The organism is Adlercreutzia murintestinalis (assembly GCF_943192905.1).
Lineage (GTDB): Bacteria > Actinomycetota > Coriobacteriia > Coriobacteriales > Eggerthellaceae > Adlercreutzia_A > Adlercreutzia_A murintestinalis.
In genome coordinates, this window is the sequence record NZ_CALPCC010000022.1 from 1 (window position 1) to 22,887 (window position 22,887).

Consider the following 22,887-nt stretch of genomic DNA (forward strand, 5'->3'; position numbering starts at 1 on the left):
ATCCACGCGCTCTTCCTGTCCTCGGGCAACTTATCTCTTGGAAAAGCTACCTTGAACAGGCATGTCAAGAAGAAAGCAGACACATATTCTGTCCGGGTGAAAAGTTGGTTCTTATCAACTTATTAAGCTAATACATACAGTTCTAACTGGGAAAAGGCTACGATTCCAGACACACTTTTTGTCCTATAACCCCGAAAACGCAAAATGGGGCTGTTTTTAGGTCCGTTTGGGGCTAGCTAACGAGGTTAAATCGGCCTATTCGTCTTGAGTTCCAAGCTAAGCCTGTGAGTACTCTTGCGAAATCATGCCAGCGTGTTAGATCTCCGACGAGTCTTGCCGGAGGTTGTCTACTGCGGCGGGATGCATCGCTACAGAAAACGATACGTCATTAATAATGAGATAATGAGCAAGTTAAGGAGGTTCGCATCATGACCGAAGAAAAGAAAGATGCCGCACAGAACTTTGAACTAGTTCTATCTTCGGCAGCACAGTTGCCGGGAGTCAGGATAGATAGGGAGAAGTATCTTGCCGGAGCTTTGAGTAAGAAGTTTTCTCCAGAGGTTATTGCAACTGCAATCGAATCATCTCCAGCTGCCGCTGGCATAAAGCCTGAGGAGCTCAGCCCTATAGCTGATGCTTCTATCCGATATGAGTCTACAAAAGTAACTGCCATTTCAGTAGCCGCCGGAATCCCTGGTGGTTTTGCTATGGCAGGCACTGTTCCTGCCGATTTGGCTCAATACTTTGCTCATGTGTTGCGAATAACCCAAAAGCTAGCTTACCTATATGGGTGGGATCATATTTTTGAGGGGACAGAAGAAGAGATTGATGACGAGACGAAGAATCTCCTCATCCTATTCATTGGTGTAATGTTTGGAGCCAACGGAGCAACCGATGCTGTTACTAAGATCTCCAGTCAAGTTGCAGCTGCTGTAGCCAAGAAGCTTCCGCAAAAGGCATTGACTAAGGGTGCCATATATCCAATCGTTAAAAAAGTTGCAGGATACATTGGCGTCAAGATGACTAAGGACATCTTTGCAAAAGGCGTCTCAAAGGTTATCCCTATTGTCGGCGGTGTCATTTCGGGTGGTGTTACTTTGGCGACATACGCCCCCATGTGCCTACAGCTTAAAGACTATCTTGCAGGGTTAGAAGTCGCCAATCCAAACACATACGTTGCAGAAGTGATAGCAGTTGAAGATGTTGAAGAATATGAGGCATAGAGAAATACTGCTGCAAGAGAAACTAGAGGTATAGGTGTGTCGCTGAAACAACCGCTTAGTCATATTGAGAAAGTAGAATTAAGAGAAGTCTGGGCGCATGAAGCTCATGATTTTACTCAATGGCTAGCTGAAGAAGAGAACCTTGAAGCTCTTGGTGATGTTATTGGTATAGATCTTGAGCTTATTGAATCTGAGTCGCCGGTTGGTTCTTTTAGTGCTGATATCTATGCGGCTGAATCAGGATCTTCTAGAAAGATCATTATTGAGAACCAGCTTGAAGAGACCGACCATAAGCATCTGGGGCAGATCATCACTTACGCAGCCGGTAAAGGCGCAGAGCTAGTTGTTTGGATTGTAGCTAAGGCTAATGACCAACATAAGCAAGCGATTGAATGGTTAAACGAACATACTGATAGCGAGTTCGGTTTCTTCCTCATTGAAATCGAAGTATTGAAGATTGGTGACTCTATGGCAGCACCGAGATTCAATGTAGTTGAGAGACCGAATGACTGGGCTAAAGCGATTAAGCAATCTGAAGGATTGTCTGATACAAAGAAAACCTATCTTCAGTATTGGGAGCATTATCGAGAACAAGCTCAGTCCAACCATGAGTTCTCAAAATACTTCAAGCCACAGAAACCACAACCTCAGCATTGGACAACCATCCATGTTGGAACGTCTCGATATCACATATCTCTTACTGCTTCTATTCAGAACAAGAACGTCGGCGTAGAGCTTTATATTCCAGCCGAAAAGGAGACTGGTCAAAAGGCTATAGACAATATTCAGTTTTTTGAAGAAGTATTAGGGACTCAAGGTCATCCATTTATGGCTACAAAAGCTAGTGGATTGCGGTTCTTCTTGCCTAATAGTGACATCGCAAATGAACACAACTGGGATGAATGCATTGATTGGCAGATGGATAAGGCTTTGAAGTTAAGAGATGTAATCAATCAGCTTGGGCTTTAGTGGTTGATATGGCCTGCTTCTTTAGATGCCTAAAGGACTGTTTTATTAGAAGCTTCTCAAAGGATGAAGAGTCTGAGACAAACTCAGCAATGAATCTGAAGCTTGAGAAGAACGAAAAGTGGGATCTGCTTATAGAAAAAGAGCGCGAATGTGCTTGCGAACTATGTCTTGAAGACGCAAATATGTTCTTTTCTTTTATCCAAACAGCTAACTGTGCGAGCCAATTAAAGCCTGCTCTAGAACATCCAAACTGCAAAGAGATTTTTCAGGTTAAGCTCATAGATACAAATATTCATTTTTACACCTCTATGGCTGTTAACCAGGCAATAGCTATTGAGCTCTATCTTAAGGCCCTTTTACTAAATAAGAAGCTTTCAAAGAGACGAATCAAACGGCTCAAAACACATGACATTTCCTGCTTGTATGGCATGTTGGATAAAAAGGATCAAAAAAGAATATATGAGAGATACCTTCACAACGGTGGTAATCAAACAGGGAAATATTTCAATGATTGTCTAGATGAAATAAGCGATGTATTCGTTTATATTAGGTACGCTTTTGAAATGAAAAGGTATGCAGTCAACACTGATTTCTTAAGCACTTTCCTCTTTACCGTGTGGGAATGCACGAATGCATTTTTGGGCCATTTTGATGCTGTATTAGCTCAAAGAGCTTCAGGAGAATCAAATGAGGCATAAGCAAGACCGGCGTTATTTAGCCGTTGCATTTGGGGCTGTTTTTAAGTCTGCTGTTTTAGGTTTCATCAAAAATGGGGCTGAAAATGGGTCTGGCTCTACAAGGCTTAAACCGCTTAAACGTTTAAATCGGCTTATTCGTTATGGATAGGTTAGGCGTGGTGGGCAGGTTTTGATCATTTAGATATTTCTACAGACGAATCCCAAAGCTTCAAGTCGTTTCTTGTGTGCTCGTAAAACACCAGTTCAGAGACCATATTTGTCCCTCGAATCGAAATCAACGATAATGCTTTTGGAAGTATCTGTTTACCGATTCAAATGGTGGGGCTAAACCCCGATAGTGTCAGAAGTTCGTTCTGTCACGTCGGAGGTCGCGAGTTTCCCGCGGGGCTTCCCTCGGTCGCAAGCCTCGTATATCCCGCCATAAAAAACACGAGGTCAATGGTTATTTTCGGCGCCTATTATTTAGTTGTCAGATATTGACGCAATGATCGGATGCGCAGGAAAGATTCGAGACCCCCAATCCGCAATAACATTCAAGATTTCATTGTGTTTCTGCTCTAGAGTTCCTTACCGACGAAAGGATCGATAATGGAAACGCAAGATTTGAAATGCGCGATAGTTCTGGACGAATCGCTGCCTATAGGGGTGGCTGCAAACGTATCTGCGATAATGGGCGTTTCGCTAGGTAAGATACTGCCCGATATAGTTGGCGCAGATGCTGAAGATGCAGATGGCGTCATGCATTCGGGTATCGTGGAGATTCCCATTCCCGTGCTACAGACATCATCATCAAATATTGGAGAGATAAGGCATGCGGCCCATGATTCCGCAGACGGCATCCTCGTTGTAGATTTCTCTGAGGTGGCGCAAAGCTGCAAGGCCTACGAGGAATACATCAAAAAGATGGCAAAAGCCACGAGTCGGGGTATAGCCTATTTGGGGCTTCTTCTGATAGGGCAAAAGAAGTTCGTGAATAAACTCATCGGAAGTCTTCCCCTTATGAGATGACCTATGGCGAGAAGAAAGAAGCAATACGCATGCCAGTAGAATCGGGCAGCAAATCATCACAAGATCCCTGCTGCACGGTTGTTCCTGTACCTGCGCTTGGTGGAGAGAGAAGATCGTATAGCGGGATTGTTCAGCCGTTCGCTGCGCACTCGCACGGTCATTATGTGATTGGTCGCGTACGTCAGGGATCGCGCGATCTAGAACTCAACGGGCGCACCCTGTGCATCGACCCCGGCGATCTCATAGTCTTTAATCCGGGAGATGTTCATGGATGTAGCCATAACAGCGAAGAGCTTTTCGCTTACGACAGTGTCACCATCGCATCTGACAGGCTCGATAACGTGATCCTTGTTTGCCCAGACAGCGATGCGGCAGATGCTGAGAAGGCTTTCGAGGCTCTTATGGAGGCGCTCAATGGTAATACCGATGAGGAAGTCATGGAGCGAACTCTATACCTGGCAAGTCTCTTAGAGTCAGAAGACGATGCGCCTCGTCCTATCGCCGCACATGATGATGCTGCTCTTCGCACCTATGCGCATCTTCTTGGTCACTTGGCAGAACCAGCGTCTATAAAGGATCTGGCTACCGCTGAAGGCATCTCAGGGTATGCCCTTATCCGCGCATATCGTCGCCGTTTCTCTATCACGCCGCTCCAACATCTTATGTCTCTTCGCGTCGAGTGCGCTTGCGAGCTTCTAGCGCAGGGAGTGGCGCCTTCCGACGTTGCGGTAGAGACCGGCTTTGCCGATCAGGCCCATCTAACTCGCATGTTCAAACAGAGACTCGGAACGACTCCAGCCGCGTATCGCAAGATGGCTTCAAAAGGTTCACTTCGATGAGATGCCGCCTTGTTGCGCTCTTCACCATATTTGCATGAGACACCGCATTCGTATCAACAAAGGTGCTTCTCCTGGACTTCTCGCCAGTATGGATTCCTCTGATTCGCTTCGTGATTGGCCTCTGTGTTCTCTGCCCGATCATGCGCGTGGTGCTGTATAAAATCGTCAAAAAATGGTACCTTATACATTCACTCGAATAAGGAGATGGCATGTCGAATAACCCTCGGGCTAGAAGGCAGAACGCCTCCAAAGGGGCTTCCAACGCGGGTACGAAGCGCACCGGATCATCTGAAACCAGCAGCAAAAAGACGTCTTCAGGGCGCGGTCGTGCGGTTGCGGCGGGACATCGGATCGCCTCGGAAAAAGACGCGGGAAGCGGTGCGCGGTCTACGAAGAAGCAGAATCCGCGGTTGCGCTCGGAGGGATCATCGGAGCGGAATCGTAGCACCTCGCGGGGAGCAGCTAGTTCTCTTGCCGGACGCTCAACGAGCGTGCAGCGCCATACTGATTGGGACGATGGTTCAGTGGTGTTCGACGAAGAGTTCGTGCCGGTCATTCCTCCCGTTTCTTCGAAGCCCGATTCGGGCGCCTCAAGCAAAGGCCGCGTACCTGTCATGCCTGACAAGGGTAAGCGGAGGCGTGGATTCAGTCGTGGCCGCAAGATAGCCGTTGTCATTGCGGCTGTGGTTGTGGTGCTCGGCATTGCAGGTGGTAGCGTGGCGTATGCGGCCATGGGCCAGGCAAACGAGCTGAAATCCAAGGCTGGCGTGGCTATGGCAGATATCAACGAGGTCATGGCAGATATCAAGAATAAGAACTACGACGGCGCAGTGAACGCGGCGCTGGACGCGAAGAACGCCTCTGCTGATATCCAGGAGACACTGGACGATCCTCTGTGGGATTTCATTCAGGTGTTGCCGGTGGTTGGTGACGATGTGAAGAACGTCAAAGTGGCGGTTGATGCGCTCCAAATTGCCACCGACGATGCGTTGGTACCTTTAACGACAGCGTTGCAAACCACCCCGCTGAGCGATTTGATTCGCGCGGATAAATCCATTGACCTTGAGGCTATGGGCCAGCTGATGGATGCTGTTGCTGCCGCAGCACCTGCCATGCAAGAGTGCACCGATATGATCGAATCGCTGCCAGACTTCAAGATTTCTCAGATTCAAAACGCATTTGGCGGTGCGAAAGAGAAGATAGGACCCGCTAACGAATTGTTCCAGCAGGTGGCGGATATGGCGCCCATCTTCGCCACCTTGCTTGGTGCGAACGGGGATCGCACGTATCTCGTTGCTGCTCAGAATAGCGCCGAGCTGCGTGCCGCGGGAGGTTTCCCGGGTGCTATTGGGAAGATGACCATCAATAACGGGCGCATTGATTTTGATGACTTTAAGAAGGTCTATGATGCATTCCCCGATAACCCGGTGGCCGATCCTCCTATCACAGAGGTGGAGCGGAAATTATTTGATGATGGCGAGAATCATCTTGATAGAACCAACGATATCGGAAACATTCCAGACTTCCCGCGCGTGGCGTCCATTTGGGCGGATTCGTACGCGTCGTTCGCCGATACCCCCATTGATGGTGTTATCTCGGTCACTCCGAGCGTGGTGCAGGATATTTTGAAGCTCACGGAGCCGATCACGCTCTCTGATGGCACCATGCTAGATGGAACCAATGCGACGAAGGTGCTCGAGCACGATCTCTATTGGAAGTACATGGGCTCAACCAGTTCAGCTGCCGCGAATGCTGATGTTATAGACTTGCTGTTCGCTGAGGCGGCTTCCAAAGCCATTGGTGGCGTGTTTGCAACATTAGGATCGGGCGGATTGACCGAATTGGCGCAAGTGCTCTTAGATGATACGCAGACACGTGAATTTATGGTGTGGCTCACAAATCCCGACGAGCAGGCAAACCTTGCAAAGCTCGACTGCTCTGGCGCGTTAGGGGGCACTGCTGAAGAGCCGGAATTAGGCATTTTCGTGACCACGGTATTGCCTTCAAAATCAGGGTGGTATGTGGATATGACCACCGATATGGCTGATCCGGTGGAGAATGCCGATGGTACGCGTTCGTATGGGGTGACCTGTACGATCTCGAGCGCCTTGACGCAGGCCGAACTCGCATCGGCCAGCAACTACATTATCAACAGGTACTCCAATTGGCAGCGGGGAGATTTGCACCCTTGGTTGTATTTCGTTGCGCCCGTTGGGGGGAGCATCTCCGATCTGCAAGACAATGGCGGCGCATCGGTCACGCAAGACCAATACAGCGGCGTGCAGGTTATCAAAGCAGAATCAACGCTGAATCCAGAGCAGTCAGTGACCTATACATTTACGGTTACGTTGCCTGCCGGTACTGAAGGAGATTTGAGCGTGGTAACCACGCCGTTGCTCAGCGAATATCGAACGGCTGCCTAGAACGTGAACGAGACATCATCGCAAACCGCTTGCTGGGAATTGCGCGTGCGCGTTTTAGTGCTTGTTGCTTATGGCGTTTTAATGGCACCCGTGTTCGTCTTTTTTTGTGGGTGGCTCCGTTGGTATTTTGCATGCGCGGCATGTGGATTGCTGCTCGGTGGATTCGTGTGGCTCTACCACGTTGATTATGCACGACTCGATCAGAGATTGCGGGTGCCGAAATGGCATGCGCTCGCAATTGCGGCGCTTTTTGGATTATGGGTTGCACTCTCGGGTATTTGCGGGGTCGGGGTGGAAGCCATCGACATCCCATATCGTATGGCGATTCTCCGCGACCTGATCGATTACGACTGGCCGGTCATCTATGAGCAAACTGGCTACGCGATGGTCTATTATTACGCGTTTTGGATTCTTCCCGCTCTGGTGGGCAAGGTATTCGGTATGGGGGTAGCGCTTTTCTCTCTTTGGGTGCTGGAAACCATAATTCTCGTGCTCACGTTCCTCGTGATCTGTGTAGTGCTGAATGCGTCTCGCCCTTCGCGGATCTGGATGATCGCTCTTGTTATGGTGAGTTTTTCGGGGTTGAATATTGTGGGCTCGCTATTTGGGGCCATGGTGGGCACCAATCCCGCCGAACGGGTAACGTTCTCCACGAATCTCGGATGGCTTGATGGCCTCGACACTCCCTACGCAACGCATTTCATGTATCGCACGAATACGGATACCATGTGCGAGATATTCAATCAAACCCCCCTTTGGCTCGTCGTTGCGCTGATGCTTCAGAACAAACGCATCCATTCCTTTCTTTTCCTCGGATTGCTCGTCTTGCCTTATTCGCCCTGGGGATTGGTGGGCATATGTCCTTTGATGATCTGTCTTGGCGTTGTTCAAGCTTTGCACGGTGCCGACGGAAGTCCTCTTGGTTGGGGCAGAACGCTGCGCGCTCTCTTCAGTCCAGCAAACGTATGCGGCGCATTCTCGGTCGGAGTGGTGTATGCGTTGTTTTACGCATCTGCAAGCACTTTATCAAGCGCATCGTCGGTTACGAAGGGCTACACTGCTGATATTGCTTATTCCGCGGGCAATATTGGTATTGTGCCTTTATGGGAACTCGGTTCGTTCGTTATTGCGTGCTATGGAGTGTTTTGCCTTCTCACGTTTGGCGTTTTCGCCATCATGCTCTTCGGCACTCGTAAGCGCGATCCGCTCTTTTGGACTTGCATCGTATGGCTTGCGATTATTCCGCTGGTATGGGTTTCGGCCCCTCAGGTGCGCGATTTTTGCATGAACGTCTCACTCGCTCCGTTGGCGCTGCTCATGATATGGGTCATGGAATACCTAGATACACACCTTATGGGTAAGAAGATCAATGCATATCGAGCGCTGGCGTGGGGCGTTATCGTCGTTTCATTTGCTGGTGGTCTGTTCGGCATCGTGCAAAACCCCGTGATCTTAGCGCGTCAAGGCACCTTGTACGTGCCTTCTACCTTCGAGGCGGCAGATACCTTTGCTGAGGGGGATATTGCAGCGGATAGCAATGTGGCGAACTTTCTAGCGCTCGACCCTTCATCTTCTGTCTTCTTCACGTATCTGTCGCGGTGATGATATGAAAGCATGGTTGAAACTGCTGCGCGTCAAGCACTGGCTCAAAAACCTTCTGGTGCTCTTCCCGGTGGTCTTTGCGGGGCAGCTTGCGCAACCAGCAGCGTTGATCGATGGGCTTGCGGCGTTCGTCGCCTTCTCTCTTGCAACATCAGGGGTCTACATCTTCAACGACATGCGCGACGCTGAGTCCGACCGGCTTCATCCGGTGAAGAAGTATCGACCTATTGCCAGCGGTGCGGTGAGTTTGCGTGCCGCCTCGGTAGTTGCCTGTCTCACCATGGTCGCCTCCGTGCTCGTCACGGTAGCTTTCGCGCAGGAGATCGCACTCTCCCTCATCATCTTGGTGCTCTACATCGGGTTGAACGTCGCGTATAGTCTCGGGGCCAAGAATGTGCCCGTGCTCGATGTCGCCATTCTTTCTGCGGGCTTTTTGCTGCGAGTGCTCTACGGGGGCGCCTTTTGTTCTATCGCGGTGTCTTCGTGGCTATTCCTTACCGTGCTCGCGCTTTCGGTGTTCTTATCCTTAGGAAAGCGCCGGGGCGAAATCGACCGCTATGGTTCGGCTGCGCGCGTCTCGCTCTCGCGGTATCCGAAGGCGTTTCTCGACAAGAACATGTACGTCTTTTTGGGACTCGGTCTTGCCTTCTACTCGCTTTGGATCTTCGAGCGAATGGGGGAGCCGTATCTGGTGGCCGATGGCAGTGTGTGGGCGTTGGTGATATCGATCCCTCTCGCAATGTTCGCCTGCATCCGCTATAGCTTCGATATAGAGCGCGACGATTCCGACGGCGATCCGGTCAGCGTGGTGCTGGGCGATTGTCCATTGCTCGTGCTCATGGCGCTGTGGGCGGTGGTCATCGTGACCGGCGTTTCGTTTCTGTAGGCATGCTCATGCGGGTTTTCGATTTCGACGGTACGCTCTATGACGGCGATTCGACCGTTGATTTTTTCCAGTTTGCTGTGCGGCACGTCCCGGCAGTGTGGGGCGCGCTTCCAGGGCAGTTGGCCGCTGCGGTGCTCTACGCGACAAAGCATCTTGATCTTGAAGAGTTCAAGGAGCGCTTCTATGCGTTCTTCGCAAGGATCCCCGATATGGATGCGCTGCTGGTGCGTTTTTGGGAGACGCATCGGCGCAAGTTGAAACCTGAGGTGGTGAGCTGCGTGCAGCAAGGTGATGTGATCGCATCGGCATCTCCGGCGTTCTTGCTCGCGATACCGGCAGCAGAGTTGGGTGTGCATCTTATCGCATCCGAGGTCGATCCGGCTACGGGACACCTGCTTGGTCCGAATTGCCGCGACAAGGCGAAACGCCAGCGCTTGATCGAGGCTGGTTTCGCTCGCGATATCGAGGAGTTCTATTCTGACTCACGTGCCGACGCGCCTTGTGTCGCCTTAGCCCGTCGTGGTGTTTTGGTCACTGGTCGTCGTCTGAGCGCGTATCCGTCGGCTTGGGTCGCGGATTGTAATGATGGAGCAGCACCGGATCGAGCAAATGCAGCTTCCCGATGAAGAAGACGGTCACGGCTGCCGCAACGATGATGACGATGACGCGGAAGATGCCGTCTGACTCTGCAATGACGATGCTGCATGCAGCGAGAAGCAGCGTCCATCCCCACATGATCAGCACGGTTTTGCGCTGACTGAATCCGGCGCTCAAGAGGCGATGGTGGATGTGCCCGCGATCGGGTGCGTCGATCGGTTGATGCGCGCGGGTGCGCCGTATGATAGCCATGGCGGTGTCGATGACGGGTACGCCTGCGGCCATGATGGGAACCATCAGCGAGATGAACAGGGTGGAACGGGCAACGGCGAGAAGCGATACGATGCCGAGCGCCAACCCGAGCGTCAGGGCTCCCGAATCGCCCATGAAGATGGAGGCGGGGTTGAAATTGAACCGCAGAAAACCCACGCATACGCCGAAGATGATCACTGAGAGAATGGCAGCATCGAAACGAGATGACATCACTGAGAAGGTGAAGATGGTAGCTGCTGAGATGGCGCTGATCCCCGAGGCCAGTCCGTCCAAGCCATCGATCAGATTGATGATGTTTGCGAAAGCAACGAGGTAGAACACGGTGATCGGGTAGGCCCACAGTCCGAATTGGATGAATTCCCCGTCAGCGAGCGGATTCTGAATGTTCGACAAAAGCAAACCCGATGAAGCAACGAAGCATGCCGACACGATCTGTCCGAGCAGTTTCGCCTTCGCTGAGAGATTGCGGATATCATCGATCACCCCAACGGCGAACATGATGCAGACGCCGAGGCCCAAAAGCCAATAATTCAGATGGAAGCCCAGATAGGAATAGAACGGATCGATCCAGCCCCACAGGTTCGTACCGATCTCGAGCACGATGATGCTTGCTATCACGCCACCGAAGATAGCGATTCCGCCCATGCGGGGCATCGGTTCGGTATTGATGCGACGCTTGTCCGGATAGTCGATGGCACCACAGGCAAAGGCGATCTTTTTCGCAAGGGGCGTTAACGCGATGGTGGCCGCAATGGCAACGGCGAGCAAAATGCCGCATTCGAGCCAATTCATCCGGTCTGTCCCGAGCCTCTCTTCTCAGCGCGCTGCACCATAATAAACAACGCTCTATTATAGCGCGTTGGCATCATCTGCTGGTGTATCAAGGGGAGTGATGCGCCAGAAGGGCTGCCAGTTCGTGTTGCGGCGCAGTGAGCGACCGTCTCGCATGCCGCGTCGCAATTCGCGTATGCTTGCCAGCTTGTCTGAGGACCCCGATCCAACGAACAGGCGAATGAGCTCCTTGACCAGCGTATAGGCGGTTCCCAACGCAAAGGGAAGCGCTCGATAGTCGCCGAACTCCTTCAGATAGTGCGCCATGTAGCCGCGGTTGCGCATGATGTGATAGCGCGATAGGTCAGAGGCGGTATTCAGCTTGCGGGTCTTTCCGACACGCATATTCCCCAACGTGCGCGTGCGTGCGAGCGCATAGTCGTTGATGAGCAGCATGTTGGTATGTTGCGACAGTACGTATCCGTAGATGGTGTCGTCGGCATAGATGAAAAAACGTGCATCCGGCAGTCCTGCTGCCTCTACGGCGCGCCGGTGCACCAGACCGCCTTCAAAGCAGATGCAGTTGATCGGTGTGCTTGATTGTGCGAGCGCTCGCTTAGCGCTTGCGAGCGGGTTTTGCATGCCGAACGCGGTGGAGAAGCGGTATTGCCAATAGAAGAACGATCCGTCGAAGTTGCGGCGGAAGGGCTGGAATGCTCCGACCACCTGATCGAGTGGCTGTCCTGCGGCGAGCGCCTCATCGGTGGGTGCCGTCCATCGCGCGAGCGCCTCAAGAGCACCCGGGAGCACCTCCACATCGTCGTCCATCAGCCATATCCAATCGTGGCCTGCGCGGTAGGCCTCGTGGACACCTCGGCTAAAACCGCCCGCGCCACCGGTGTTTTCGGGCATGCCAATGTAGTGCTCTACCGCGAACTCTTCTGCAAGTTGCCTTGTCTCATCCGAAGCTTCATTATCGATGACGAAGACGGCGGCAGGACCTGTCTCAAGCGCGCGAATGCTCTTCAAGAGCACACGCAGAAGCTCTTGGCGCTGGTAGGTGGTGATCACGATGGCTATGTCAGGTTGCGGTTTCAGGACGACCTCGATCTTCGATGGATACGCGTTCATTCTAATACAGGGCGATCGGCATGGATATCCAGGCGGCTGATCTGGTTGTGTCGGATTGCTGAAAACCTCCTGAAAAGATGTGCGGACCGCCTGAATCGTCTATACTATCCCTTCAACAAAAAGAGCGTTGGGAGTTAGACGTTCATGCCAAAACACAGCAATCCAAGAACGCAGCGTCCTCAGGTACGTCAGGCATCAGCATTTCGCACGGTTAATCCTGCCCAAGCCGGGGCTTCGTATGCCCGCAATGCGGGGGCATATCATCAGGCGGCAAAGAGTGCGACGCGCGGCAAGAAGATCGCCATCGCTGTAGTCGTGTCAGTGCTCGTGGTGCTTTTGTGTGGTGGTACCGCATTCGCCATGTACATGGGGCACATCAACAATCAGCTGACGCGCGGTGACAAGAGCAATGAAGAGCTCATGGGAATCGATGATGCTTTGGGATATGGCACTTCGCTCGACAAACCGTTCTATATGCTTCTCATCGGCTCTGACAAGCGCGAGGGCAATGAGGACATGGGTGCACGCAGCGATACGAACATCGTAGTGCGGGTAGATCCGCAAGAGAATCGCGTCACCATGGTTTCCATTCCGCGTGATACCAAGGTTGACATCAAGGGACATGGCACACAGAAATTCAATGCGGCCTATGCGTTCGGTGGTGCCGCGAGCACGATCAAGCAGGCGGAAGAGTTGCTTGATGTGAAGATATCGCACTATGCAGAAGTGAATTTCAGCGCGCTTGCGAGCTTGGTTGACGCGGTGGGCGGCGTCACGGTTGAGAACGAGTCCCGCATCGACAACCATAAGTGCGACGACGGAGATGGTAATCACTACATCATCGAAAAGGGCACCCAGCACCTCAACGGAGGTGAAGCGCTGACCTTCGCGCGCAACCGTGATTATCCCGATGGCGATTTTACTCGGCAGAAGCATCAGCGCATGGTTATCGAGGGCATTGTGGACGAGGTCTTGGACATGCCGATCACCAGCATGCCGGGCGTGATCGAGGCGGCAGCGAAATGCGTGACAACGGATCTGGGCGTTTTCGATCTTATCGGCCTGGCGCAAATGTTTGCCGATGCGGGGGATTTGACCATCTACAGCGCTATGCTGCCTTCATACACGCAAAACATCAACGGCATTTCCTTCGTCATCAATGACGAGGAAAAAACAGCTGAGATGATGAAGTTGGTAGAAGCAGGCGAAGATCCGAGCGAGATCGTTTCGACCATGACTGCCGCAGACATAACCTCAAGCACCATTGATACGTCAAACGTGATCGTTTGGGAGGATGACGAAGAATACGGGTCGGTGAACAGCAAGCCGACCTCCGGATCAGGATCGAAGCCTTCGGGAACCACGGGGAGCACCGGGGGCAGTACGGGTGGCTCGTCTGGGAATACGAACGGTTCAAGCAACGGTGGCGGGAGCGCCTCTGAGCCTGAAACTCCATCCGGTGGCGGAACCACCACAGAGCCGGATGCCCCAACAGGTGGTGGCGGTACGACCGCCGGTGGTGGTACCACCGAGTCGAGCCTCGAGTAAAAACCTGTACGCGCGTTTGATCGCGGGTTGGTCGTTGGAATAGAAGAGCGGGTCCCGTCCAAGGCGGGACCCGCTCTTTGTCAGCGTGGTCGGTGGTTGCGTGCGTTTGTTACCAAGTGCCGTTTTGCCAAGCCTCCAGGCCTTCGATCACCTTCTGATGGGTGGCCACCACTTGGGGCAAGGTGGTTGCCGCTGCTTGGTATTCGCCCTGGAAAAGCTCTGCCGATTCCACTGATGAAGCCTCGAAAAGGTCCTTGAACGAAAGGTTGCCTGAGGCGCCTTTTAACGTATGAGCAGCCTTGTAGGCCGCGTCATAGTCGGCTGCTTCCATGGCTGCCTGCAGATCGGCCATGCACTCATTATCCAAGTACTTCAATGCGAGCTTCTTGTAGAGATCGGCATTGCCATCCATGCGATCCATGGCGTCTGCATAATCTATACCGTAGCTGGCCAGCTTGCTGGTAAGCGCGTCGCGGTCTATCTTTTGGACCGTCAGTGTGTCATCCATGATGGCCTCCTTTGCACCTCGTGTCCGTTTGCACTCTTCTCCTAGAACAAGTGTAATGCTGGGTCGAGACGTCCGTTCATCGTGTAGCCCGCATGTTACTTTCCGTTACCGTTTCGACGAAAAAACATGCTTTTTTGAGGCGGGTGCGTGCGGGCGCGCTCAGGAAACGTACATGCAGGTCATGCGCGTGGCGGGAACGAGGCGATGCACCTGTGCTTATCAAGGCGAGCAGTACGAAGCGCACAGGCAAATGCGCATGAGGCTACGTGCGGCCATGCGCGTGTGACAAGCATGGAGGTTCGCTGCAAACCGCGCCACTTCCTCCAACGCCGTTACCTGACGCGCGTATCCACCTTATACTAACCAAGAACAAAAAGCGCAGCAGCATACCGAAAGGCGATATTCACTATGCAGGTTGAATTGCTCTACCACACCCCCGATCCTGAGCGTGCCATAGCCACAGCGGCGCGCCTTTGCTACGCGCCGGTCGGCGCATCTGAGCTGATGGAGACGATGCCGGAAGAGCGCGTGAAGTCGGTTCTTACCACCATTATGGCCAGCGGCCACTTCTCAACGCTCGAGCACGCCAGCTTCACGTTCGCTATCGATGGCGTGTCGCGTGCACTGACTCACCAGCTGGTGCGTCATCGACTCGCCAGTTTCAATCAGCAGTCTCAGCGTTATGTGAAGTTTCAAGAGGGGTTGCCCTACGTCAAGCCTCGAAGCATCGCGGAGATTCCCGAGGCGGACGATCTGTTCGAGGACATCATGGATGCGGTGAGCGCAACGTATGCCCGTATGCTCGAGCTGGGCATTCCCGCCGAAGATGCGCGCTTCATCCTGCCCAACGCCGTGGAAACCAAGATCGTGACCACCATGAACGCGCGCGAGTTGCTGCATTTCTTCGAGGTGCGCTGCTGTAACCGCGCTCAGTGGGAGATTCGCGAACTAGCGCATCAGATGCTCGCGCTGGTCAAACCGGTAGCCCCCTTCATCTTCATGGATGCGGGAGCGTCATGCGTGCGCATGGGCTGCTCGGAAGGGAAGATGACCTGCGGTGATCCTTATCCGAAGGTGGTGCGGAACTGACCATGGCCAAAGAGAGCGATCTGAAACGCGCCTTCGCTGAGGACGGCGAACTTAAGACGCACGTGGGCGGCCAGGCGCTGCTCGAGGGCATCATGATGCGCGGCAAATACAACTGGGCAGCTGCCATTCGCACGCCAGACGGCGACATCTATGTTGAAGAGCACGACCTCGCCTCGGGCAAGAAGGGGTGGCTGCGGTGGCCGCTTGTGCGCGGGTGCACGGCGTTGGTGGAGAGCCTCGCGCTGGGTTTCAAGGCACTCGAGATCGCGGCCGAGCACGCCTTCGCCGACGATGAGACGGAAGAAGAGCGTCTTGACGTGCAGGCAGATGCCCTCGTGGATGCGCTGGAGAGCCAATTTGAACCAGAGCAGCGTGCGCCTGAGAAGGCGGTGCTGATAGAGGCGTCCGGCGCGCCCTCTTCGAGCGTTTCCGTGTCCGCGTCAGTGCCCAACACGGTGTCCGATCCGGTACCTGATGCGGTGTCTGAGCCGAAGCAGGAGAGCGCGGATGAGGGTGGTCTCGGCAAGGGCGCCATGACGTTCTCGATGATCTTCGGTGTGGTGCTCGGCATCGTGCTGTTCATCGTGGCGCCAGCGGCGCTGACCAACCTTATCGTCGGCGAATACGATTCGAACATGGTGCTCTGGAACATCGTGGATGGCATCTTGCGCGTGGCGGTGTTCATCTTCTACATCTGGCTGATCGGGCGTATGGAGGATATCCGGCGCATGTTCATGTATCACGGCGCCGAGCACAAGACCATCCATTGCTTCGAGCATAATCTGCCGCTCACGCCGGAGAACGCGCGCAGTTTTCCGCGCCTACACGTGCGGTGCGGCACCGCGTTCCTCATCATGGTGCTTGTCATCGCCATCATCGTATACACGCTCGTGCCGGTCAATGCGCTGATAGCGGCATGGGGGGTGCCGGACGGGTTGCCGAAGCTGGCGCTGGTCATCGCGGTGCGCTTGCTGTTCTTGCCGGTCATCGCGGGCATCAGCTACGAGATCACCGTGAAGTGGGCTGGCAGCCACCCGGACAACCCGCTCGTGAAGGTGATCCTGTGGCCTGGCATGCAGATGCAGTACCTCACCACCAACGAGCCCGACGATGACCAGATCGAATGCGCCATCGCGGCTATGCAGCGGGTGCTCGAGCGTGAAGAGCGCGAAGCGACAGCAGTGGCGAACACGTAGGGGAGAGAACCGCAAAACCGGAGACGTTGATACCGACGCTCAGAGATAGCCCATGTAGCCCTGGACGCTTGGCGACACCGCCATGACGGATGCACTGGAGAGCCAATTCAAGCCGGAGCACAATGCGCCCTCTGTCAAACGAAGGCTGCTTTGGTGGCTCGAAAGCACCGGTGAAGCAGAACGGAGAGTTTGCAGATGATCTATACTTAACGAGATTGATAATGCGGGGTTGTGTTGTAAGGGGGCGCGGCAATGGGTTCTAATTTGGCAGGACGATTGGCTTTAAAATATCTGGGGGGGGGGTAGTAGCTCTTTCGGCGCTCTTTTGGTTTGCTTTGTCTCTTGTATATTGTATCCCCTTTGATCTCCTAGAACCTCATTTAGAAGAATCCATTCAGATACTTGAACAGGAAGGGGATTATCCGCCTTCCTATACACGAAATGGATCATTCGATAATTTTACTGTTGCCATCATGCTTGATGAAGCTGCTCGATGCGGCGGCAATCCGCTCATTGCGTCGCTTGAATCTGCATGGCTTTATAACGATGATAACGCTCAGGTTGATAATCTGCGACAAAGCCTGAGCGGAGCGTCGACCGCTCACTACACGCGATACTGGCATGGATATTTGGTGCTCGTAAAACCTCTGCTCATTATCTTCAATGTTCAAGAGATTCGTTTAGTTTTCCAAATAGTGTTCATCGTCTTAGTGGGATTGGCCAGCGTATCGATCTCGCGGATTTGCGATAGAAGGGGGATGGCTCTTGCTATCGCGCTTTGCTTATCTTTGGGACTTGTGGGATCAGCTGATGCCGCAGCAACGCTCCCTATCTTCTTTTCGTTTGCCATTGCGTTGATATCTGTAATCTGGGTCTCCGTAAGGCCCCTCAACGGTATATCTTGCAGAAAAGGATCTGGTTTCAAAGGCTTTGCGAACTTATTCGATTCTCATCTTTGTGTATTTTTTTTCATCATAGGGGCGATTACCGTTTTCTTCGATTTTCTAGATAATCCTTTGATCACTTTAGGAATGCCCCTTGTTGTATTGGTTCTACGGTCATACTCGCAGGAAAGCTTCCGTGGATCGCTCATGATCTGCTTTGCATGCTGTATAGCTTGGCTTTTAGGGTACGGATTGCTGTGGGCTAGCAAGTGGGTGATTGCCTCTGCTGTGCTAGGGGAAAATGCAATCGGGACCGCACTTGATCAGGCGATCTTTAGAGCAGGGATTTCTGAAGGTGGAAGAGAGTACGGCGGAATAGGGGATGCGCTCAGAAGAAATTTCTTTGCGCTTGGCATAGCAAAATGGGTATTGGCTCTGGAAATACTCGCTGTCTTCGTGTCGTACGGTATTTTACTCTTTTGCCGGGCAAGGATCTCTCGTAAAAATATCATGATCCGTGGCGTGACGCTACTAATCCTGATAGCTTTATTGCCTATGGCATGGTATGTGACAATGATGAATCACTCGATCATTCATGCAGAATCCATTTCTTACCGAACCCAGGTCATAGCCCTTTTCTCTCTTTTCGCAGCACTTATTATCGTAGGGGATCGCGCGATCATAATGATTCGTGATTATAGACAAGGCCATCTCCAGGGATACGATGAGGATGTCTGACGGATCCAGTCTCATCAGCAGCAGGTGTATCTCGAGTGGTCTTCGCTACGACATGTTGAAGAGTCGAGATGATGGTACGAACAATGGCTGCCTATTTGCGTTGGAATCCGTCGAGGTAAATCCGATCATTCTTCTTGCACGATGACACCCAACCGCTTTGCGAGCGCTGCTGCTTGATAGAGCGTCATCTTCGCGCCTTGCACTTCTTCTGAGTTATCCGACAACACGACGCTCTCTAAGAGACACTCTGAAAAATCAAGTCCAGCAAGCGAGGTGCGAAACAGGTTCGTCGCGGAGAATCGGGTATCGCTGAGCGTGCCCTGTTGTAGCTCCATGCCGCTCATATCAGCTTCGGTAAGATCGCAGCGGGTCAGTGAAAACACCTTAAGGTGCGTTCGGTGGAAGCTACTGTAGGCGCAGGAGCAGTTCTCATATGCCAGATCGCTTCCCATACCGTCTTCAAACGAAAGACCGGTCATCTTGCATCGCGTGAAACGGCAGCGCGTAAAACCAGAGCGATCGAGGATCGCGTTCGAGAGATCGCAGTCCTCGAAGACGGTGTCGGTGAAGAGGGAATTGGAGAGTTCGGCGTGCGCGAAGGAGCACTCCGAGAACACGCACCCTGCTACCTCGGATTCGCCGAGCGCAGCGTTCGGGCATAGGATGCCTTGAATGCGACACCCTTCGAGCACGATGCTACCGGTGAGCGGCTCGATTGAGGCGGGCGAAAGAGAAGAGGGAAGTTCCGGATCGAATGGCGGGCGCCGGGCAGCGTTGTTCTCAAACGCGCCTCGAGCTGCTTCGGGAAATACCATGAGGACCACCTTTCAAAGCATGCTTCGCTGATCGTTGTTGCGCGCAGCGGCTGGTGGCGTGCTTCCGCTCAGCGCGCAAGCGCTACAAGTAGCCCAGATAGCCCATGTACCCCTGGGCGCTCGGGGGTACCTCCATGGTGACGGCGCCCGCACCGGTATCAATGGTGACCACGCTGGGATCATCGTAGGTGGTGACCGTGGCGCCTACGCCCTCGTAATCAATGGTGCTCGTGCCGGTGGCGGTAGCGCCTGCGGGCACGCTCGTCACCTGCCAGCTGGGGATATCAAGGCTATCGATGGCTCCTTCCACCACAGATGCTGGCATTCCTGTTTTTTGCGCAATGCGATCTACGTTCGCGCGCAGCGCCGCGTCGGCTTTCTCTTTGAGGCCAGTAGCATCAAGGGCGGCATTGGCGGCCCCATTGCGGGCAGCATTGAGCGGCGTTTCCACACCAGCTTGCTCAAGCGCTATGCTGCCGCCAACCACGGCGACTGCGGCGATGCCGAGTGCCACGACGACCTTTCCGAGTGCCTTCATGGTCCGTCCTTCCCTGTGATACACAAAGAGCCTATGCCATCATGCGTGAAATCTTGTATCCTTAGTGCCCATCTGAGCAATGATTATAGCTAAGGACCCGTATGAAGCTCATCATCACCGAGAAGAACGATGCGGCCCAGCAGATCGCGCGGCTGCTCTCATCGAAGGCACCTCAGCAGGAGAAGGTGTACAACACGCCGGTCTATCGCTTCGAGTGGGCAGGCGATGAATGCGTGACCATCGGCTTGCGCGGCCACATTCTCGAGCCTGATTTCACGCCGAACCTGATCTACAAGAAAACGAAAGGGTGGGAAGGCGTGACCGCCGACGGCGAAGCGGTGCCTGCCCGTGTGCCCGATGATCTGCCCAAGCCCCCCTTCAAGAAGAAGAAACCGTTCACGCCCGATGGGGTGGACCTCAAGGGCTGGAAGATGGAGGCGCTGCCGTATCTGGCGTATGCGCCCATCGAGAAGCTGCCCAAGGAGAAGGACATCATCCGGTCGTTGAAGAATCTGGCGAAGAAGGCCGACGAGCTGGTGATCGCCACCGACTTCGACCGCGAAGGCGAGCTGATCGGGTCGGATGCGTTGGCCTGCTGTCGCGAGGTCAACAAGACGGCGCCCGCCAAGCGCGCACGTTACTCGTCGTTCACGCGGCCCGAGATAGAGGGCGCGTTCGCGAACCTGGTGGAGCTTGATACAGCGCTGGCCGATGCGGGCGCCACCAGGCAAGATATCGACCTGATCTGGGGCGCGGCGCTGACGCGGTATCTGACGCTGGTGAAGTTCGCTGGCTACGGCAACGTGCGCTCGTCCGGTCGCGTGCAGACGCCCACGTTGGCGCTCATCGTGGCGCGCGAGCGCGAGCGCATGGCCTTCGTGCCGGAGGATTACTGGGTGATCAGGGGCTTCTTCGATGCGACGGCGCAGCAAGGTCCCACCGACGCCGAGAGCGAATTCGAGGCGCCGCATGCCACCGCGCGCTTCAAGAGCGAAGAGGCCGCTGATGCGGTGATGGCAGCCGTGGACGGCGCGACGAGCGCGACCGTGGCCGACGTCGAGAAGAAAAAGCGCACGCAGCCAGCCCCCGTGCCGTTCAACACCACGGCGCTCATGGCGGCTGCCGCAGCTGAGGGCATCACGCCAGCACGCTGCATGCGCATGGCCGAGAGCCTCTACATGGACGGCTACATCTCGTACCCGCGCGTGGACAACACGGTATACCCCGCAACGCTCGATCTGGCCGAGGTGGTGCACGCGTTGGAGGCGAACCCGGCGTACAAGCCGTATTGCCAGAAGCTGCTCGCACGCGGCAAGCTGACCGCCACGCGCGGCAAGAAGGAGACCACCGACCATCCGCCCATCTATCCCACGAAGGGCGCGACGCCCGACGACCTCAACGCTTCCGAATACAAGCTGTACAACCTCATCGCGCGCCGCTTTCTGGCCACGCTCTCGGAGGCGGCTGTGGTGGAAGGCACGAAGGTGTCGCTTGATGTACGCGGCGAGCCGTTCATCGCGAAGGGCGATGTGCTAGTGAAGGCGGGCTTTCGCGAGATATACCCGTATGGCGCCAAGAAGGATGAGCAGCTGCCCGCGCTCGAGGCGGGGCAGACCATCGCCTTCAATGGTGCCAGCGTGAAGCAGGATCAGACCAAGCCGCCCGCACGCTACAGTCAGGGCAAGCTCATCCAGGAAATGGAGAAGCTCGGCCTGGGCACCAAATCGACGCGGCATGCCATCATCGAGCGTCTCATGCAGGTGAAGTACATCCAGAACGATCCGCTGGAGCCTTCGCAGTTGGGCATTGCGGTGATCGATGCGCTCGACCGTTTCGCGCCGCATATCACCCATCCCGAGATGACCGCTGAGTTGGAAGCGGGCATGGATCGCATCGCTGAGGGCGAGGATACGAAGGCTGATGTGGTGATGGGCTCGCGCAATCTGCTTGCCAAGGAGCTGGCCGATCTGATGCCGCACTCCGAAGAGGTGGGCGAGGCGCTCTCCGATGCGGTGGCGGCTGATGCCTACGTGGGCGTGTGCCCGAAGTGCGGCCACGACTTGCAGATCCGCGCCTCCAGCAAGACCAAGAGCATGTTCATCGGGTGTGCGGGCTGGCCTGATTGCGATGTGACCTATCCGCTGCCGAAGGGAAAGATCGAGTCGGTGCCTGAGGTGTGCCCCACCTGCGGGATGCCGCAGGTGAAGGTAACGGCGTTTCGCACCAAGCCGCGCGTAATCTGCATCGATCCGGCCTGTCCCACGAACCAAGAGCCTGAAGTGGTGGTGGGGAAGTGTCCGGTGTGCGCGGCGGCTGGTCGCGATTCTGACATGATCGCGCGGCGCAACCCGAAGACGCTCAAGCGCTCGGTCACCTGCGTTGATTTCGATGAGTGCGGCACACGTTATCCACTGCCGCAGTACGGCGATCTGATGGCCACCGAGGAGGTATGCGAGCACTGCGGAGCGCCCATGGTCATCGTGAAGACCGCACGTGGCCCGTGGAAGCTGTGTCCTAATTTCGATTGTCCGGGCAAAGAGGAAGAGGCCAAGACGAAGGCGAAGGCGAAAGGCGCCAAAGGCAAGAAGGGTGCGACCCGGGCGAAGAAATAGGGTGCAGGCAGATGCGTCGCGCAAGCGGGGCGCCCGGATACGAGCAGTGCTGATGCGCTGGTCTGTTTGCCGAATCGTCTTGAATAGCCGAACGCTTGCGCTTGGCTATACGAATGGGTACAATGAGCAACCAGCGCATTCGCGTGCGCTGTTCATATGGTCGCTTGGCTCAGCGGGAGAGCATCGCCTTCACACGGCGGGGGTCACAGGTTCAAATCCTGTAGCGACCACCATGGATACCAGGGCCGAACGCTGTTCGGCCCTTTCTTATGGGCTGCGGAGGATGAGGCGGTCATGGCAGAGAACGACCAGAGGGAGCGGTCGGGCAAACCCAAACGGTTCCCGTGGCTGACGAAGAAGCTGGTCATCACCATCGTCGTCATCTATGCGCTGATAACGATAGCGGCCTTTCTCTGGACCACCTTCGTGAGCGGCTGGGGCAACGACCTGTGGATGATGTGGCTCTGGTAGTCCGCAATCCGGTAGAATTCCAAGAGATATCGAAGGCGACGCAGCAACTGGGTGAGCCGCTCTGCTTC

The 22,887-nt window shown here is 54.3% G+C and carries 20 protein-coding genes and 1 tRNA gene; 16 read left to right on the forward strand and 5 right to left on the reverse strand.

Annotation, left to right across the window (positions count from 1 at the left end):
- Positions 1–428 precede the first annotated feature (428 nt).
- The 9 genes from NFR19_RS07600 to NFR19_RS07640 all read left to right on the forward strand — a co-directional run bounded on the left by NFR19_RS07600 (position 429) and on the right by NFR19_RS07640 (position 10,274).
- Entirely contained in the window at positions 429–1,223 is a 795-nt protein-coding gene (locus tag NFR19_RS07600; RefSeq protein ID WP_251213194.1) for a hypothetical protein, read from the forward strand.
- Positions 1,224–1,259: 36 nt separating this feature from the next.
- Entirely contained in the window at positions 1,260–2,192 is a 933-nt protein-coding gene (locus NFR19_RS07605) for a DUF4268 domain-containing protein (protein WP_251213195.1), read from the forward strand.
- The gene (locus tag NFR19_RS07610) at positions 2,192–2,890 is read left to right on the forward strand and encodes a hypothetical protein (RefSeq protein ID WP_251213196.1); all 699 of its coding nucleotides are present in this window, start codon (positions 2,192–2,194) and stop codon (positions 2,888–2,890) included. Before NFR19_RS07605 ends, NFR19_RS07610 begins: the two co-directional genes overlap by 1 nt.
- A 588-nt stretch (positions 2,891–3,478) precedes the next feature.
- Positions 3,479–3,898 carry a DUF2000 domain-containing protein gene (locus NFR19_RS07615; RefSeq protein WP_251213197.1) on the forward strand — a complete coding sequence of 140 codons (420 nt, stop codon included), beginning with the start codon at positions 3,479–3,481 and terminating at the stop codon, positions 3,896–3,898.
- A gap of 29 nt (positions 3,899–3,927) precedes the next feature.
- Positions 3,928–4,737 (forward strand): AraC family transcriptional regulator, encoded by an 810-nt coding sequence (locus NFR19_RS07620; protein WP_251213198.1) that lies wholly within the window; start codon positions 3,928–3,930, stop codon positions 4,735–4,737.
- Positions 4,738–4,946: 209 nt separating this feature from the next.
- Positions 4,947–7,160 carry a DUF4012 domain-containing protein gene (locus NFR19_RS07625; protein ID WP_251213199.1) on the forward strand — a complete coding sequence of 738 codons (2,214 nt, stop codon included), beginning with the start codon at positions 4,947–4,949 and terminating at the stop codon, positions 7,158–7,160.
- A gap of 3 nt (positions 7,161–7,163) precedes the next feature.
- Entirely contained in the window at positions 7,164–8,762 is a 1,599-nt protein-coding gene (locus tag NFR19_RS07630) for a hypothetical protein (RefSeq protein WP_251213200.1), read from the forward strand.
- A 4-nt stretch (positions 8,763–8,766) separates the two neighbouring features.
- Positions 8,767–9,648, forward strand: coding sequence for a decaprenyl-phosphate phosphoribosyltransferase (locus NFR19_RS07635; RefSeq protein ID WP_251213201.1), 882 nt, complete (start codon positions 8,767–8,769; stop codon positions 9,646–9,648).
- 8 nt (positions 9,649–9,656) lie between these two features.
- Positions 9,657–10,274, forward strand: coding sequence for an HAD family hydrolase (locus NFR19_RS07640; RefSeq protein ID WP_251213202.1), 618 nt, complete (start codon positions 9,657–9,659; stop codon positions 10,272–10,274).
- Here the strand turns inward: NFR19_RS07640 and NFR19_RS07645 are convergent.
- Positions 10,180–11,310, reverse strand: a complete 1,131-nt coding sequence (locus NFR19_RS07645) for a glycosyltransferase family 4 protein (RefSeq protein ID WP_251213203.1) — start codon at positions 11,308–11,310, stop codon at positions 10,180–10,182. The two genes, NFR19_RS07640 and NFR19_RS07645, sit on opposite strands and share 95 nt — an antisense overlap.
- Before the next feature lie 57 nt (positions 11,311–11,367).
- Positions 11,368–12,420 (reverse strand): glycosyltransferase, encoded by a 1,053-nt coding sequence (locus NFR19_RS07650; protein WP_251213204.1) that lies wholly within the window; start codon positions 12,418–12,420, stop codon positions 11,368–11,370.
- A gap of 144 nt (positions 12,421–12,564) precedes the next feature.
- Between NFR19_RS07650 and NFR19_RS07655 the strand changes: the two genes are divergently transcribed.
- The gene (locus NFR19_RS07655; protein ID WP_251213205.1) at positions 12,565–13,968 is read left to right on the forward strand and encodes an LCP family protein; all 1,404 of its coding nucleotides are present in this window, start codon (positions 12,565–12,567) and stop codon (positions 13,966–13,968) included.
- 109 nt (positions 13,969–14,077) lie between these two features.
- On the opposite strand, the gene NFR19_RS07660 is transcribed toward NFR19_RS07655, so the two are convergent.
- Positions 14,078–14,476, reverse strand: coding sequence for an Hpt domain-containing protein (locus NFR19_RS07660; protein WP_251213206.1), 399 nt, complete (start codon positions 14,474–14,476; stop codon positions 14,078–14,080).
- Between the two features lie 408 nt (positions 14,477–14,884).
- Here NFR19_RS07660 and thyX point away from each other — a divergent pair, with 408 nt between their 5' ends.
- The 3 genes from thyX (at position 14,885) to NFR19_RS07675 (ending at position 18,383) form a co-directional block, all read left to right on the forward strand.
- Positions 14,885–15,565, forward strand: a complete 681-nt coding sequence (gene thyX / locus NFR19_RS07665) for an FAD-dependent thymidylate synthase (protein WP_251213207.1) — start codon at positions 14,885–14,887, stop codon at positions 15,563–15,565.
- A gap of 2 nt (positions 15,566–15,567) precedes the next feature.
- Entirely contained in the window at positions 15,568–16,761 is a 1,194-nt protein-coding gene (locus tag NFR19_RS07670) for a DUF1385 domain-containing protein (protein ID WP_251213208.1), read from the forward strand.
- A gap of 473 nt (positions 16,762–17,234) precedes the next feature.
- A complete protein-coding gene (locus tag NFR19_RS07675; protein WP_251213209.1) occupies positions 17,235–18,383 on the forward strand; it encodes a hypothetical protein in 1,149 nt (382 codons plus the stop codon).
- Positions 18,384–18,508: 125 nt separating this feature from the next.
- On the opposite strand, the gene NFR19_RS07680 is transcribed toward NFR19_RS07675, so the two are convergent.
- Positions 18,509–19,198, reverse strand: a complete 690-nt coding sequence (locus tag NFR19_RS07680; protein ID WP_251213210.1) for a pentapeptide repeat-containing protein — start codon at positions 19,196–19,198, stop codon at positions 18,509–18,511.
- Between the two features lie 82 nt (positions 19,199–19,280).
- Positions 19,281–19,736: a hypothetical protein gene (locus NFR19_RS07685; RefSeq protein WP_251213211.1), complete on the reverse strand. Its 456-nt coding sequence runs from the start codon at positions 19,734–19,736 to the stop codon at positions 19,281–19,283.
- A gap of 101 nt (positions 19,737–19,837) precedes the next feature.
- Between NFR19_RS07685 and NFR19_RS07690 the strand changes: the two genes are divergently transcribed.
- The 3 genes from NFR19_RS07690 (at position 19,838) to NFR19_RS07700 (ending at position 22,819) form a co-directional block, all read left to right on the forward strand.
- Positions 19,838–22,348, forward strand: coding sequence for a DNA topoisomerase I (locus NFR19_RS07690; protein WP_251213212.1), 2,511 nt, complete (start codon positions 19,838–19,840; stop codon positions 22,346–22,348).
- A 158-nt stretch (positions 22,349–22,506) separates the two neighbouring features.
- Positions 22,507–22,581: transfer RNA gene (locus NFR19_RS07695), tRNA-Val, on the forward strand.
- 61 nt (positions 22,582–22,642) lie between these two features.
- A complete protein-coding gene (locus tag NFR19_RS07700) occupies positions 22,643–22,819 on the forward strand; it encodes a hypothetical protein (RefSeq protein WP_251213213.1) in 177 nt (58 codons plus the stop codon).
- Positions 22,820–22,887 lie beyond the last annotated feature (68 nt).